A 16,687-nucleotide genomic window follows, 5' to 3' on the forward strand; every position below is an offset into this window, starting at 1 on the left:
CAGGAGGGATACGCATGAGAGCGATTGTATGTACGAAGTACGGAACACCTGAGGTTCTTCAGCTCACAGAGGTAGCAAAGCCGACCCCCAAAGACAATGAAGTACGCATTAAACTGCACGCGGCCATTGTCACCCCTTCGGATTGTGCTTTTCGCAAGGCTGACCCTTTCATCATCCGACTGATGTATGGTCTGCGCAGGCCCAAACATACGATACTCGGCGTGGAGTTCGCAGGTGAAATTGATGCAGTCGGTAAACGTGTAACGTCCTTCCGGAGTGGAGACCGTGTTAGTGGTATTAGTCCGACTACTTTCGGCGCCTATGCGGAGTACGTATGTCTGCCTGAAGCTGGTACATTGGCTAAACTTCCAATTCATGCGAGCTATGAAGAGGCTGCGGGTCTCTGTGACGGCGGCTTAACGGCATTGATATTTCTCCGAGATACGGCACGACTTCAACGTGGACAAAAGATCTTGATCAACGGCGCCTCTGGATCCGTAGGAGCTTACGCTGTGCAACTGGCGAAGTACTTCGGTGCTGAGGTGACAGGTGTATGCAGTTCCGCGAATGCCGCATTCGTGAAATCGCTCGGGGCTGATCGGGTTATTGATTATACGCAAGAGGATTTTGCCAAAAGCGGTCAGACTTACGATGTTATTTTCGATGCGGTAGGTAAGCGGTCATTCTCACAATGTAGAGGCGCGCTCTCTGCAAATGGGGTCTATCTCACTACCGTTCCATCGCTGGGCATTATGTTTCAGATGTTATGGACATCCAAAATCGGCAGCAAAAAAGCCAGATTCACAGCTTCGGGTCTACAGCAGAAAAAAGAGAATCTCGCGTTTCTCGCGGAACTTTTTGAGACGGGTCAGATGAAAGCGGTGATTGACAGGTGTTATCCATTGGAACAGATGGCTGAGGCTCATAGGTATGTGGAAACTGGGCGTAAGAAGGGGAATGTGGTTATAACGTTTGGGGGTAGGGAGCGGTAGTCCTGTAAGGACATAGAAAGGCCAGAATACCATTAGCAGATGGTTTCCCTGACCCTATATCATGAATTTAGGCATAGGCCCCCAAATAAACTGCAGCAGCCTCTTCCTTACCCGCACCGAGAGGCATAAATGTCATTTTAACACCCAAGGCCCTAGCTATCTTTAATACTGTGTCCATTCGAGGCATTGTAGAACCACCTTCAAAACGAGCAATCGCCGATTGCTTCATACCAACCTTACGAGCGAGCTCGTCCTGCGTCCAACCTTTATGTTCACGAATCGCAATGAGTTCCGTGACCATAGCCGCTCTTTCCCGTATGACCTCAATTTCACTTTGATTTTCCGGATCCATCTCTTGAAACATTTCATCCCATGTTTTCATTTCGATCACTCCTCTCTTAGTTCTCGGTTTTGGTTGCTTTATGTTCTAGCATCCACTTATCTCGGAGACGTCGTGCCTTTGAAAGTTCAATCGGGTCGGTCTCATCATCATCTTTTTTGTAGTGTGAAAGTAAAATAAAGTTGTTGCCGTCCCATAAACAGCAGAATATCCGTTCATCTAAAGGACGTAATTCATACAGGTTATCGTTTTCTTTTCCCTTAAGATTTTTAATAATCTTCTCTCCCGCGCGAGTCCCCTGAATTTCAACACGTGCCATGCAATAGTTGATCTTTTCAAACATGATTTTTGCATTCTTATCACCATTGTTTTTACGAACCAACAGCTCCTTATAGAAAGCTTCTACCTCAGGTGTGAAAATGAATTTATATTTAACCACCAGTGTGAAAATCCCCCTATAATTATTTTAATCAATCTCACACTCTTTATAACCTTCTCGTTATATTATAACGTATTCGTTATAAATAACACAGATAAATTTTATTACCTTACTCTAAATTCGCATACAAATGCTGCGTATACTCCTTAATAATCGCAGACACTTCAACATCCTTCTTCGTAATTCGCCAGAGATAGTTCGGATATTTTTTATATTTTCCAATCGGTATCGAGACCACCTCATTCTTGAATTTCTCGGGCATCGTAGTCACGATGTAATCCGTCGCGATGGTGATGGCATTACCGCGGCTTACCATCTGCATGATGGCTTGGGTGTTATTGGTCGTCAATGCAATTCGGTTGCCAGAATCTCCCGCAATTAATTCCGCTGCAATCCTCTCAATATAAGCATCTTTATAAATAACCAATACTTCATTATGTAATTCAGAGCTTGTTATCGCTGTTAAAAAACGCAAAGGGGATTGCTTATTCACCACAATGACCGCTTCCCCGCGAATCACAGGCTCCCACGTGAAGGAGTCGTCCTGACTCTCGCGCGACAAGGAGACGAACCCCATATCTGCCTCCCCTTTCATCACCTGATTCATAACCGCTGTATTATCGCCCTCCAAAAGTTGAACATTAATATGAGGATAGATCCCCATAAAGGTAATCGTGGTGTCCGTCACCAACGAAACCATGCCAGGTATGGTGGCAATTACGATATTCCCTGTATTGATTGGATTGGACTTGGAGAGCTCATTTCTCATATTTCGGACGTTAGTTAGTATGGTACGTGCATATTTCATAGCTTTAAACCCATCCTGTGTAAGAGCAATCCCTTTTTTGGAACGGGTAAAAAGCTTAGTTTCCAACTCATTCTCTAGTTGACTGATGGATTGACTGACGGCGGGGACGGTAATCCCGTGCTTTTTGGCTGTTTCTGTAAAAGAGCCCGACTCCGCCGAATCAACGAAATATTGGAGCTGTATAATATTCAAATGTCACTCATCCTTAATTTTTTGTTTATATTAGTAAATTAAACTTAAATATATTTTATCATCTGTCAGTGGTATTATACAGTAATCCTATTCACCTTGCCGAGTAACTCTAGATGGAGCCTTACATCTTTTGAATAATTGATTGGAAAAAGGGAACATCATTAACGACGATTGTCACAAGTAAAGGAGCATTGCAATTGAAAAAAAACATTTTAAACGTATTTGCCGCTGAATTTCGCCGCTTTATTAGGAACCCTATGATGATCATCACTTTCGTAGCTGTCGCCTTAGTTCCTATTCTGTATAGTGGATTCTTGATCAAAGGAACTTGGGACCCTTACGGTCAACTCGAGAAGCTCCCGATCGCCGTTGTGAACTTGGATCAAGGCGCTGAGTTTGAAGGCGAGTCACGAAATATAGGCAATGAATTCATGGATGAACTGAAGAAAAACAACGGTTTTTCGTGGGGATTTATGAGTGCGGAAGAAGCAGCACAGGGGATGAGAAATAATCATTATTATGCAACGATAACGGTCCCCCCTACATTTTCAACAGATGCAGCTTCCATTACGAGCACGACTCCGAAACAGGCAGAAATTATTTTCGAATCCAACAGCTATTACAACTTTGTAGCAGGTCAAATCGGAGAAAGCGCAACGAAGGAATTACGAAATAAGTTGTCCAAAACGCTGACAGAAGCCTATTCAACGAGTATTCTCTCGGAATTCGAAACTATTTCCAATGGGCTCAGCGAAGCTGGAAAAGGAGCCTCCGATCTTCAGGCTGGCGCACAAACCTTAAGTAACGGCATTCATGAGGTAAAAACCAATTTGGTTATTCTTGCGGATGGTACCAAGCAATTGGATGACAGTGCTGGCTTGTTGCAAAAAGGGGCAACTGGACTAAGCACAGGCGCATTGGAAGTTAGTAAAGGCGCCGCTACACTTGCTGGCGGGGTGAACCAATTGCAAACCGCAGGCGCTCAGCTGGAACAAGGCGCTCAAAAATCAGCAGCAGGCGCATCTTCCTTGGTTACGGGATTACAAGCCGCCCAAACGGGAGCCGATCAATTGGCCTCTGGCCTAGCCTCATCTTCCAAAGGCAGCACACAATTAGTAGAGGGCCTTACATCAGCCCTAAGCGCTAGTGATAAATTGGAAAATGGCTCCGCACAGCTCGCCTCGGGTCTTGAGGCATTCGTCGCTGCTCATCCCGATCTCGCTTCGAATGCGACAGTAACCAAGCTGCTTGCAGCCAGCAAGGATGTCGCAGATGGAAACAAGAAGCTGCATGACGCTGAGAAGAAGCTCCTCACAGGAGGGCAGGCTGTCGCTTCTGGCACGGAAAAGCTTGTCACCGGCGCCGAGAAGCTCCGTGATGGCAACAAGCAGCTCGTTGCTGGCGCAACGCAACTCCAAACGGGTGGGCAGCAGCTGACTGATGGCTTGCACACCTTCAATGCGAACTTGCCGCAGCTAACCGCTGGCGGCACTAAGCTGCAAAGCGGCGCGGCGCAAGTCAGCACCGGGGCTGGAGATCTGGCCAGCGGCATGACGCAAATGACCGCGGGTATTCACAAGGTAGCCAGCGGCGCGGCGCAGCTGAATGAAGGTGCGACTGCTCTCGACGCTGGTGCACCGAAGTTGGTGGATGGCAGCGGACAACTGGCAGCGAAATTAAACGATGCCGCGAAGCAAACCGCAGCTGTCAAAGCGGATGAAAATACGATCAAAATGCTGGCAGAGCCCGTGAAAATTACAGCCAACGATGACCGCAAGGTTGCGATCTACGCGAACGGCATTGCTCCTTACTTCATATCCATGGCGTTATTTGCAGGCTCGCTGGTGTTTACGACCATCTATGCAGCCAGAAGCACATCCACGCCAGGGGCACGGGGGCTTCGATTACTGGTAAGCAAGCTGCTTACTTTTAGTCTAATGAGTACTTTCCAAGCATTGATTGCAACGACCGTCCTCACCTATGTGCTGGATTTGAAGGTCCAGAGTGTTCCGTTGTTCTATGTCTTTACCTTCGTCGTCGGCTTAACCTTCATGCTGATTATCCAAATGTTCGTCACATGGCTGGATCAACCAGGCCGATTCGTTGTTCTGCTGCTGATGATCCTTCAATTAGCTTCAAGTGCTGGGACCTACCCGCTGGAGTTGCTGCCGAATTGGGCTCAAGCCATTCATCCTTGGCTGCCTATGACCTATGCGATCCAAGGATTCCGGTATGTGATCTCCAGTGGTCAGTATGCTGAAATGTGGCACCAAGTAGGCTACTTAAGTATCTACCTGGTAGCTTCCTTGATCTTAACAAGTGTTTACTTCCTTTCTCGTAAAAAGACGGAAAGTACTGATGATGAACATGAGCAGTTGATGCCTGTTACGGTGTGAGTAAATTTAAAAGGGCTAAGAATCCCCATTTGGGTGATTCTTAGCCCTTTTAGTTGTAACAAAAATCGCCAAAAAGCAACAAAAAAATGTCAATCTATGATACGATTTGTGTATCTAAAGAACTATCAATGGGTTTGGAATAGATATCAGTAGGAGAGAGATGTACATATGAGAAAGTTAAAGATTTTTATAAGCATTTGTTTACTGTCTAGCACTTTGCCAACTTCGGTACTTGCCAGCTATACACTCGATCAAGATGCTAATGGCGTTGATATTACGGATGTGGTGAAAGCCATTCAAGATCCACAAGCAATGCGTACGATTACAGGGAAAAATATATTTGATCAAGCCGATATACGAAATCTCTTAAGGCAAATTCAGCCTCATGATCAGAGGGCTATTCTTGGGACAATTACAGGCCTCGTGACGGATGAGAATGGAGCCGCGGTTAGTGAGGCTGAGATCAAGCTTGATGGGACCGACATGGTCACCCAGACGAATCCATCCGGTTTATTTGAATTAAAAGATGTACCTATCACTTATCAGACGACAGTTAGAGTTACGAAGGATGGTTACGACCCGACTGCTTCAGAGGTTTTTAATATACAGAGTGGAGACACTCGCAATTTGAATAACTTGATTTTGAGAAAAATCCCTACCTACGGTTCTGTTTCTGGCTATGTGTATGGACCTGATCAACACGCATTGGCATCGGCACTTGTTTCAGTCGATAACCTCACCAATCCTTTGACTGTGTATTCCAACGCAAGCGGCTATTTCTTCTTTAGCCATGTGCCGACTGGCAATCAAAGCCTCACCGTAACGATGGACACCTACACGCCAATTACACAAGCCTTTAACATAACGAAAGACAATCTAACCACGCTATCAACCATTCATCTTACAAAAGCAGGCAGTCCGCAACTGACGGGCAGTATTCGAGGTATGGTTACGTCAGACAATAATCAGCCGCTAAGTGATGCTTGGGTGAGTGTCACTGGTACCCCCTCAATCCCGACAGATCATAACGGGGCATTTACCCTCTCCAACATACCTGTGGGAATAGCTGAATTACATATAATAAAAGAAGGATTCCAACCTATACATATCCCGGGCATTACCGTTTCAGAAATTGTATATGATACAGGAACAATCCGGCTATCTCCTATCGTCATACTCAAAGGTTCGATTTCAGGTAAGGTAACTTCTGTGTATGGCGGTAATTTGCCAGCGATACACATCACAATCCTAGAAACCAACACTGCGCTAGAAACCGATGCAAATGGCAATTTTACAATCAACAACTTGCCGGTCGGCAGCTATACACTACAGTTTTCTTCGGCTGACTACGTCGTGGATGTCAGAACGGTGACAGTCTCACAAAATGAAGTTAGTTCAGTTCCAGTAAGCCTCACTCCTGTTAAAGGCATTGTAAAAGGAACGGTTATTGATGAGGATGGCCATTTCGTTATTGGTGCAAACGTTTCGCTTGATGGCGTTTCGCAAACCACTAATACTAGTGGGGAGTTTACGTTCAACGATGTTACAGCGCGCAACGGTGCGGCACTCATCATCACGAAGCCTACCTACGAGACGGTGACGGTTCCTGCCTTTGATTTAGCTAAGGGCCAAATCAAGGATCTTGGTAATGTAACCATAAAGAAAGCCAAAGGTTCTATTTCAGGTAATGTGACTTCTGTGTATGGCGGTAATTTGCCTGCGATACACATTACGATTCTAGAAACCAATGCTGTGTTTGAAACCGATGCAAGTGGCGATTTTACGATCAACAACTTGCCAGTCGGCAGCTATACGCTACAGTTTTCTTCGGCTGACTACGACGGTGATGTCCGAACGGTAACGGTCTCACAAAATGAAGTTAGTTCAGTTCCAGTAAGCCTCACTCCTGTTAAAGGCATTGTAAAAGGAACGGTTATTGATGAAGATGGCCATTTCGTTATTGGTGCAAACGTTTCGCTTGATGGAGTTTCAGCAACCACTAATACTAGTGGGGAGTTTACCTTCAACGATGTTACAGCGCGCAACGGTGCAGCACTCATCGTCACGAAGGCTACCTACGAGACGGTGACGGTTCCTGCCTTTGATTTAGCTAAGGGCCAAATCATGGATCTTGGCAATGTAACCATTAAGAAAGCCAAAGGTTCTATTTCAGGTAATATTACTTTACCGTTCGGCGGCAATCTAGCATCTGCCATAATTACACTAGTAGAAACTAATCATACGGTTGAAATCGATGAAGATGGGCATTTTGCCATTAGTGACCTGCCAGTAGGTGACTACACGCTTCAGGTTTCCGCGGAGAATTATGTGGGACAAAGCTTTACGGTGATGGTCACGAGAAACGAGATTACACCAGTTACCGTAAGCCTCACTCCGAACGCGAGCATTGTAAAAGGAAAGTTATTTGATGAGGAAGGACATTTCGTTAGCGGAGCCCTCGTATCACTCGATGGCGTCTCTACAACCACCAATGCAGTTGGAGAATTTACGTTCAACGATGTTACGCCTCGGAATGATGCGCGGCTAGAGATCAGGAAAGACAACTATGAGACTGTATTTTCACTACCATTTAACCTATCAGCTGGTGAAACCAAGGATTTTGGCAATCTGGTCATTCAGAAACTCCGAGGCAGCCTAACAGGAAACATTACTTCCGCGGGAAGCAACTTAGCATCCGTTCAAATCCGTGTTAAAGGAACCGAAACAACGGTATATACAGATGCATCTGGTAATTTTACAATTAATAACCTTCCAGTAGGGAGTCATACGCTTCAGATTTCAGCGGAGAACTATATCGGACAAGACATATCTGTAACTGTCCTGCAAGCTGGCACCCCGTCTGTCTCGGTAAGCCTCACGCATCAAACAGCGAATGTTCAGGGCTACGCCAGATCCACTACCGGTGAGATCATAGCGTATACACAAGCTACAATTCCAGGAACTAGCTACTCAGCTTATGTAAACGAAAGCGGTCAATTCACATTTTATAATTTGCCTGTTGGATATACGATTCAAGAGATCGTTATTGCGGACTACCAGCCGAAACCTCTGTTAACTGCAATCACGGTTACCCCGAATCTGAACAGTATCGGTACACTTGAGTTTCAACCAGTGGGTACAATAACAGGTGTTGTTCGAGCAAGCGATGCAACCAATAACAACCCCGTGCTATCTAATGTGACTGTCACTCTGCAGGCAATTGGCGATAGTTATGTGCAAACGACCATATCAGATGATAACGGCTCGTTCAGCTTTAGCAATATTCCTGCAAATGCAAGTTATACCCTTACTATTGAAAAAGCAGGCTATGTTTTATATCCGATGCAGCCGTTCACTGTTTCTAAGGGTCAAAATTATAAATATCTTTACTTGCAACAAGGTGTAGCAGTAACTAACGAATCCCAGCTACTAGCGGCATATGCTGATGCCAGTGTTCCTTATATTTTATTACTGAATGATATACATCTATCAGCACCATTCAATTTCAACCGACCTATCTCGCTCAGCGGAGTATCCGCATCCAATTCCAACATCAAGCTAACTTCTCCTAATTTTTTAATTTCATCCGTAGGTGTTGGGTGGAGTGGATTAGATATGTATTGTGATGTTGGCAGTGACGAAACGAAACTTCGGGCAGCACTTTACAGCTTCGTAGGTGCAATTAAATTAAACGGCCTAGGAAATTATGATGGATTCATTAAAATAGTACCTCAGAAGAATTACTATATCACGGATGGTACAAGCAACCTTACTGCGTTTGTAAACAACGCTGAAGGATTAGGAAATGCACTCGCTAATCCAAATGTTTCAACTATATATGTAGCTGAAAATATTTATTCCTACGGTAATTTGAATTTCCCAAACCGATCGATTCACTTTATTAGCCAATCGGAGAAAACAATTCAAAAGGATAGTTATTCCAATACTAGCCAAGTACAACTAACGAACGTCAGATTATTGCCCGAGCATGATACGATACCGCCTAAACTAACCGCGGTCTCCACAGGCGTCGTGGAGCTTGATCTACAAGATGTAACAGCCACTTTAAATGAGGCCGCTACAATTTACTTGGTGCCTGAAGGAACAACTCGCGTATTAGGGGAAATTACTTCACACGCAGTTACAAGTGTGTTTGCCTCTACGGACGGGCAAGCTTCGTTGAAGTTAACATCGGTCCCTCCAGGTGACTATGTGCTGTATGCCGTTGATAGCACTGGGAACATCTCAGTATCGTCTGCTGTGATCCATGTGCATAAATCCGTATCGAAGGTCTTGTCGGATATCCGCTATGGCTTAGAGATAGCAAACATGACTTGGATTACCAGCTATGATTTTATTAGAGCAGGACTTCAACATATAAACGAAGATCAGCTCGACTTGTATCAATTTGCTCTTAATATGGATAAGGACGCACTGCTTTCATCCTCAAGTGATCAAGATTTTGTTGCGATCATGCAAGGTTGGGTGGATGCCGTGAATGCCGCGCCAGTTATTCAACGAGCGTTAATGTCAGGCTTCTATAACTCTTACAATTGGTCAGTGCTCAACAATAGCGCTGAAACCATCCTCAATGCTTATCAGCTAACTGGGATTTCCTCCACCTCGCAGCTTGCTGTCGCAGAACATCTGATGGAACTTGAATTCCAGCGCGGCGCTTATAAGCTTTTGACTAGGACAGCGATTCAAGAGGCGATCAATGACACAGCACCGTCACCTGAGTTATCTAACTGGACAGGAACACCTATTCAACAAGGACTCGGAACACGGCGTGTAGCTCTCCGTTTGAGTATCAAAAACGCTAAAGGGGTTCCGTTGAAAGGCTACACGGCGAACGATCTCACAGTTAAGATTAACGGTGAAGAAAGTAACCTAAGCGCTCTCGAGATTTTCCCTTCGTTTGTATACGATACTGACAGCAGCTCCTATCAAATCGTGTTTGCGGGCGAAGAGAGCTCGACAACGTATACACTTTCGGATCTCTCACTTCGTGGAACAGTCATCCAAGCAGAAGCTTTGTCCGTAACGACACCAAGTCCAGGAATTCCTGTTACATCGATTAACTTGAGTATTTATACGAACTCTACTCGTATTCCTACCGGTAGTTCCAGTACAGTCACCTTAATTATTGCGCCGTTTACGGCAACGAATAAGGATATCGTCTGGCGTGTCGAACCAAGTGAGATTGCAACGGTTTCCCAACAAGGGAACCTGAACGTTACGGGCATTGGGCATTTCACAATCACAGCAACAAACCCGTTATCTGGGATAAGTCAGACACTGGAACTGGAAGCTGTAGATACTCAGTCTGCATTGAGTGCCGTACAGGCTTACGCAGCAAGCGGAGGAACTTCTTCCTTAACCTTGGAAGTTTTAAAGAATACATGTGTCGGTAACATCGTGGATAGTGCATTTGAGAATTACAAAAGAGCAATCGTAGCGAAACGCGGCGAATTCGTGGGCCTACAAAACTATCAAATTGCTAATTTACTACAAGACATATTTAGTGAGTACACCTCTACCGCAGCTCTTAACCAAGCTTTATACGCATATATCGATGATAACCCTGCGGCTTGGGATGCACTGGATAAAGATGCTTTAGCCACTTTTGGCGTTTATCAAGCGGATGCTACCAACTTCCAGTATGTAAAGCAAGTGATCTTGGATACATTTATGGAAGATGGCGGACCACTCGGTCGCACACAATTGAATACTTTGCTCTCTAAGGTGCCTAGCTTCTCCATTAGAGATTATAATCCAACTATTTATGCCACTCAAATGATAAGCCAACATTTGAAAAATGACGGCTCCAATGTTGTCGTGACATTCAAAGTTGCCAACTTATATAACGAGGGTAACACAGGCCTTACTTCGCAGGATGTGAAAGCAATCGTTGGCGGGGAGACAAGAGGTTTATACGACTCCGCATTGTTTTCGAACTTCCTGAATCTTGGAAACGGCGTTTACAGTTTTGAAGTCTTGCAATCGGCTTTAGCAAATCCGCTATCGATCGATGCATTAAAGGTTCGAGTTGGCTACTCGTATATTCCAATTGCAACTGAGATTTCAGTGAGTAGACAAGCCGCGTTGATCGAGCAAGCAGCCGCGAATCATACACTGAACATTGTGGATGAACTGTTATTTACTGCAGGCAACCTGCCAAGCTTGCTTGGACTTAACTTTACTACTCTTACAACTAATTTGGAATCGGCCTACGTTGCACATGGCAATGTGCTCACAGAAAGCTCGATCCGTCGAATTATTAATGGCATGGTTCTTGTAAGGTCTTATCATCAAACCCCGTCAGCGAGCACAGACACTTACAACCTTGAATTTCACCAAAATATAACTGGAAGCTTAATGGATTCGGTATTTGCACGTAACCAGAGCGGTTATCTTGCTATAAACGGTACGGGCTATTCCACCAATGTGTATAACTTCACATTCGGACACATGTCAACTTTCCCTGTTGTTTTTTCATATATTGCCACTCCAACGGAAAAGTTAAGATACAGCAGTGATAATTCGGTCGTGCTTGATTTTGAAATTATTTTTACGAACTCCTCTTCATAAAAACAAATAAATCCCACTCTCCTGTATTGGAGGGTGGGATTTATACTAAGTAGGACCAGAGCCCGCCTCAATCAACTCATACAAGTCTCTCACTTGGCAACCGATGGTATCCGCAACAGAAATAGCCACTTGCAAAGGCATAATTCTCTTGTTTTCCATATAATCAACAATCCGCTCAGGCTTATACAACAGGGCTCGAGCTAGTTCTTCCCTACCCATTCCGCGCTCATCCAATCGTTTTTGTAGTAAACAACGACCCAGTTCAAATTTCATTCGCGGCTAAACCCCAGTCCAAAAGATTGTTACCCACAGTCTCGCCAATGTTAATAACTTTTAGTCCGTCGTAATAAACCAATCCGCCTTTTGTGTGGCTAGCAGCTTTCGTTGACCTTGGAATTCGTCATAGATGCTGAGTGAATACTTTTGTAGAAACTTCGTATTGTAAATGAGACCTGGATCTGGAATTGAAATCTTGAAGTTATCTCTCTTACCAAGACGAATCTTAGAATCTTCATCCGCCGTTGAATCTCCGTTGATGACGTCAAAATCTTTGAAATCAAATCTCTTCTCAAATCGCTTAATTCCGCCGCCATCCTCAAAAACAAGCAGCAAGTTATGACCTTCGGTATTAATCTCCGTCATTTTCTCTTTGGTTAACTCGTAGTTGAATTGCAACGTAAATACACCGTCCGAAATGGATGTTCCTATTTTATCAATCGAGATCGTATACGGAAATAAATCCACATTTTTAAGTGTGGTTGCTACATTCGTCTTCTCGTCTGGCAGCCAGTAAGCTATTGGATTCACATAGGAATCTGGAACGGATTTCTCACCTTCCGACAGCTTGCCTTCCGTGACTGCTTCTCCTAGAAGTAAATTCATATTTGTCGTGGAGAATCCCTTGGGAACCGATGCCCAAACATTGAGCAGCGCTTTGCCAGTAGGACTAATCTTGTTCTTCACTTCAACAACGTTTGCCGGGAATACCGTACCGTCTGATGAACGGAAATTGGCAACGAGCTTGGACACATTCGTGAACCGCTTCTCTAAATTGGTGGCTTCCACCATCGCGGAGTACATGATATTCGTTTTATCCTCATAGGTCGATACGCCCCGAATCCCGTACTTCGCCTTTCGCCCAATGTCATTCGATGTATAAGATTGCCCCATACCGACGAATGGAATGGCTTGAAGTTCAGCTTGTGTCGTGAACTCTAGCACATCCGTTGCTGTAGTACTGCCTGTACTTGTACCTGTTCCTGCCCCTGGCGTTTCCCCCTCATTCTCTTGGAGAACTAATTTAATGCGGGAAAACTCGTACGTATAGGGTACTTTGCCTGCAATTTGTAGATTGACGCTTGCCCCCGCTCCCAGCCCAATCACTTTAGCTGTCTGAATAAGCTTTGCATCAATTTTCACTGCGTCATCCAATAAGAAATACCCGGATAATTTCGGGATAGGCAGCGATTCTTCCCCCTTATTGCTCAGTGTTAAATCGGCTGTAAGCAGGTCCTGATCTTCCCACGGCAATCTGTGTAAACCGTTAAGCTCAGTCGTATACACACCGGATTTGCTGGTGAAGGTATATGCCTTCCCTACGGAGCCTCCTTCCTGCTGAGAAACAGCTGGAAGCTGGAAATTCGCAACGGCGACATTCAATTTCAAATCTGGAATCGTCTCCGCAACCGCTAATTGCCAAGCATCTGCCGCAACTGCAACTGGAATCGAGCCGGAGAGCTGAATTTCTTTCGTCTCCTTCGGATTAATTTTCAAATCCTTCAATCCTTTGGCTTCCATCGGATACAGCAGCCCTTCTGAAGTGCGAATAGAGAAGAGGTACGCAGGAATAGTTACGGTATGATTTCCAATATTATCCAAACTCACATACACCGTTGGAACATGGTATTTCTCATTCTTGTTACTGACGAACTTTTTAATCGAAGCCTTCACGTTAGTTCCACCGACAGAAATCACGGATGCAAGATCAGCAGGGGTTACATCTGTATAGTTATCAGGAATGGCTACTTCGCCTAACACTCGTTCAAAATTAGCTTGGTTGAAATCCCACTTAATAAATTGCACAACGAGATCTTGTAAGTTCGTGCTCGTATTCACAGTGGCATAGAACGTTATATCTGTCGTTGAACCGGGAGCTACCCGATTCTTATCCTTATCTGCCGGAAGTAACCGAGCTGAGAATTGATTACCGGATTTGCTTTTCAGACGCACCCAATAATCGATAAATTGCAGTTCACTGCTACCCTCGTTATGAATAGAGATGGTAAATGTAGCCAACCTGCCACTTTGATCCTGTAGAAGATGAATCTGTTTCAACTCAAAGTAACTGCTTCCAGTCATGTTAACCTTTCCCACATCTAGAACAGGTGTGGAGGGACTGCTATCGGCCCAGACAGGTGCAATGGCTCCTAGCGTAAGCAGCGCTGACAAAGCTATAGTAGCTACATACTTATGGTGAGTTTTGATGATCATGATGGGTTATTTCCTCCTTCCATATCCATCTTATCCTGCGGGAACCGCTTGAACTTGATCCATCATCGGTTGCATGGGCGCAGCTGGGTTTTCTTTCATTTGTTTGAGCATGGCATCGCCATCCGTTTGCCATTTCTTAAGCGCTTCGCGAGCCGTTATTTTCCCTTGCAGGACATCAGCAAACAGCTTACGACCAATCTCTTGCACTTGATAAATATTAGGATTATTACGATAAATTTTCGAATTATCTTCGATTGGAGCCGGCGTTACATTATAAAAAGCTTCCATGTGAAAATCCAGTCCTTCTGTAGGTTTCAAGTATTTGGAACGTGCCACCAACATATTTTGACTGCGCGATTTTAGTTTTGCCCAATCATCGCCATTAATGAACTTGATGAACTTCCAGGCATCGTCTGGGTTTTGCGATTTGGCGTTAATGCCCATAATGCCATTCATATAAATAGAACCGCCAACACCTTTGGCTTCGGGGTGAGAAGGAATTGTGACAACGTCCCAATCGATCGGTGTGAAGCCTTTATAACTGGCTGCATTTTTATTTGCGTTCGTGAGCTGTTGAATTTGGCCATAATTGAGAATCCCCATAGCTAACCGACCCGACATAAAATCATCGTACGCAAAAGGATTATTCTGATCATACCTTTGATTCATTTGCTTCTGCGGATCTGCTACCGCTGGGAAAACATTATCTTTTTGCAACTGTGCCATTTTGGCCCATACTTTCTCCCATTGGTCCGTATCTACCGTCATCTTCTCGCCAGCATCATCAAACATTCTTAATTGCAGAGGAGCCGTATACATTTGCATGCCGTAGAACAAATCGCCCCCCTGGGCTTGTGTTGTAAAAGAGAACCCATTAATTCGCTTATCCCCTTCACCTTTCGCCAATCGTTTGGAAAGATCAAATGTCTCATCCCATGTCATGCCGTCTTTCGGATAATCGACTCCTGCATCTTGGAACATTTTCTTATTATAAATAAGTGCAGAGGAACTGAATGTCGGCGCAAGGGCATAAATCTTGCCTCCGCCTGCATTTTTCATTCCTTCTATCACAGCTGGAACAATACCCGTTGTATCGAATTTATCTTTCGTTATGCGAGAATCCAACTGTAATAGCAAGTTACTTTCGATGATTTCAGGCAGCTGTTCATAACCAAGCATAACCACATCCGGCGGATTATCACCCTGCATCACTTCTTTTAGCTTATCCATCGGATCCGGCATCTTCTCACCCGGCTGAATGTTTCCGTTCATGAACTTTTCATCCATCGTTGAAACTATTTCTAGCTTGATATTCGGATTAGCAAATTCAAATATTTCGGTAAATTGCTGTGTGAAATATTCATAATTACCACCATAGCCCATATTGGTCGCGATCTTCAGCACACGCTCCTGTTTATCGTCGGTTTTCTCCCCTTTGGTACAAGCAACAGCAAGTGGAGCCATCAATGCTAAGGTTAGGGTTGTAACAATTACTTTACGTGTCATTTTTATCATTTTAATTTTCCTCCGACCGCTCGCGAATTAGATGAATCTTTTTCCTCATTTGCCGGTAGTGCTCTCGGTGCTTTAATCATGATCGTATCGCCATCAAACTCCATCGTTGCTTTCCCGTTAATGTTCAGAGCGGCCAAATAAGCTTTGGGAACCTGTAGACGGCCCGCACGATCCAACACGACATATTCCTCATGAGCCTCGCCTGTGAGTCCTGTCGAAATTCCCTCTACTGTTGAAATCGAAGGGTTGCGGGCAATAAACTCCGAACTTGTCATCCCATCTCGAATAGCAACGACGCGCCCTACTTTGCCCGCCATAGACATATCGTGGGTAACAATCACAATCGTGACACCCAGTTCCTTATTCAATCGTTGAAAAATAGAAAGAATCATATCCGCCGTCTTCGTATCTACCGACCCCGTAGGTTCATCTGCCAGCAGCAATCGTGGACGGTTTGCTAATGAAATCGCAATGGCCACGCGCTGTTGCTCACCACCGGAAAGCTCTTGCAGTTTATTATTCAAGCGGTGGCTAAGGCCAACCCAGTCCAGCAATTGCTTCGCGTAGGCAGGATCATAGTTCCCGCTAAGCATCATAGGCATTTCCACATTTTCAAGTGCAGTCAAGTAGGAAACAAGATTCCGCGCATTATTTTGCCAAATGAAGCCTACCGTATGTCGTTTGTAATCAACGAGCTGCTTATCTGTAATCTTAAGCAAATCCCAATCTCCGACTTTCACTTGGCCTGCGGAAGGGCGATCAAGACCTCCTAAGATGTTTAGCAAGGTAGATTTACCGCTTCCGCTATTGCCAATAATCGCCATTAACTCCCCGTCGTCAATCTGGATATTAAGTCCTTGCAACGCGACAACTTCAATCTCGTCTGTTTTATAAATTTTCACTAAGCCCTCGCAAGTAATCACG

10 protein-coding genes are annotated in these 16,687 nt (G+C 44.7%); 3 read left to right on the forward strand and 7 right to left on the reverse strand.

Features of this window, described 5'->3' with window-relative positions; genetic code table 11:
- Positions 1–14: 14 nt before the first annotated feature.
- Positions 15–992, forward strand: coding sequence for an NAD(P)-dependent alcohol dehydrogenase (locus GC096_RS37120; protein WP_171638136.1), 978 nt, complete (start codon positions 15–17; stop codon positions 990–992).
- A gap of 67 nt (positions 993–1,059) precedes the next feature.
- Here the strand turns inward: GC096_RS37120 and GC096_RS37125 are convergent, their stop codons facing one another.
- From GC096_RS37125 to GC096_RS37135, 3 genes are all read right to left on the reverse strand, one after another.
- Positions 1,060–1,374: a helix-turn-helix domain-containing protein gene (locus GC096_RS37125; protein WP_171638138.1), complete on the reverse strand. Its 315-nt coding sequence runs from the start codon at positions 1,372–1,374 to the stop codon at positions 1,060–1,062.
- Positions 1,375–1,390: 16 nt separating this feature from the next.
- Positions 1,391–1,771 (reverse strand): type II toxin-antitoxin system RelE/ParE family toxin, encoded by a 381-nt coding sequence (locus GC096_RS37130; protein WP_171638140.1) that lies wholly within the window; start codon positions 1,769–1,771, stop codon positions 1,391–1,393.
- A gap of 109 nt (positions 1,772–1,880) precedes the next feature.
- Positions 1,881–2,771 (reverse strand): LysR family transcriptional regulator, encoded by an 891-nt coding sequence (locus GC096_RS37135; protein WP_171638142.1) that lies wholly within the window; start codon positions 2,769–2,771, stop codon positions 1,881–1,883.
- Positions 2,772–2,968: 197 nt separating this feature from the next.
- On the opposite strand from GC096_RS37135, the gene GC096_RS37140 reads away from it, so the two are divergent.
- Both GC096_RS37140 and GC096_RS37145 read left to right on the forward strand, forming a co-directional pair.
- Complete coding sequence (locus tag GC096_RS37140; protein WP_246303268.1) at positions 2,969–5,167, forward strand: YhgE/Pip family protein; 2,199 nt, start codon at positions 2,969–2,971, stop codon at positions 5,165–5,167.
- A 168-nt stretch (positions 5,168–5,335) separates the two neighbouring features.
- Complete coding sequence (locus GC096_RS37145) at positions 5,336–11,758, forward strand: carboxypeptidase regulatory-like domain-containing protein (protein ID WP_171638144.1); 6,423 nt, start codon at positions 5,336–5,338, stop codon at positions 11,756–11,758.
- 45 nt (positions 11,759–11,803) lie between these two features.
- Here GC096_RS37145 and GC096_RS37150 read toward each other — a convergent pair whose 3' ends face one another.
- Genes GC096_RS37150 through GC096_RS37165 form a run of 4 tightly spaced genes read right to left on the reverse strand, consistent with a single transcriptional unit; the run spans position 11,804 to position 16,686 of the window.
- Positions 11,804–12,031: a helix-turn-helix domain-containing protein gene (locus GC096_RS37150; RefSeq protein WP_171638146.1), complete on the reverse strand. Its 228-nt coding sequence runs from the start codon at positions 12,029–12,031 to the stop codon at positions 11,804–11,806.
- Positions 12,032–12,091: 60 nt separating this feature from the next.
- Positions 12,092–14,248, reverse strand: a complete 2,157-nt coding sequence (locus GC096_RS37155; protein WP_171638148.1) for a hypothetical protein — start codon at positions 14,246–14,248, stop codon at positions 12,092–12,094.
- A 30-nt stretch (positions 14,249–14,278) separates the two neighbouring features.
- Entirely contained in the window at positions 14,279–15,763 is a 1,485-nt protein-coding gene (locus GC096_RS37160) for an ABC transporter substrate-binding protein (RefSeq protein WP_171638150.1), read from the reverse strand.
- The gene (locus GC096_RS37165; RefSeq protein ID WP_171638152.1) at positions 15,760–16,686 is read right to left on the reverse strand and encodes an ABC transporter ATP-binding protein; all 927 of its coding nucleotides are present in this window, start codon (positions 16,684–16,686) and stop codon (positions 15,760–15,762) included. The genes GC096_RS37160 and GC096_RS37165 overlap by 4 nt, the downstream gene beginning before the upstream one ends.
- Position 16,687: the final 1 nt, after the last annotated feature.

This window comes from Paenibacillus plantarum (genome assembly GCF_013141695.1).
Classification (GTDB): domain Bacteria; phylum Bacillota; class Bacilli; order Paenibacillales; family NBRC-103111; genus Paenibacillus_E; species Paenibacillus_E plantarum.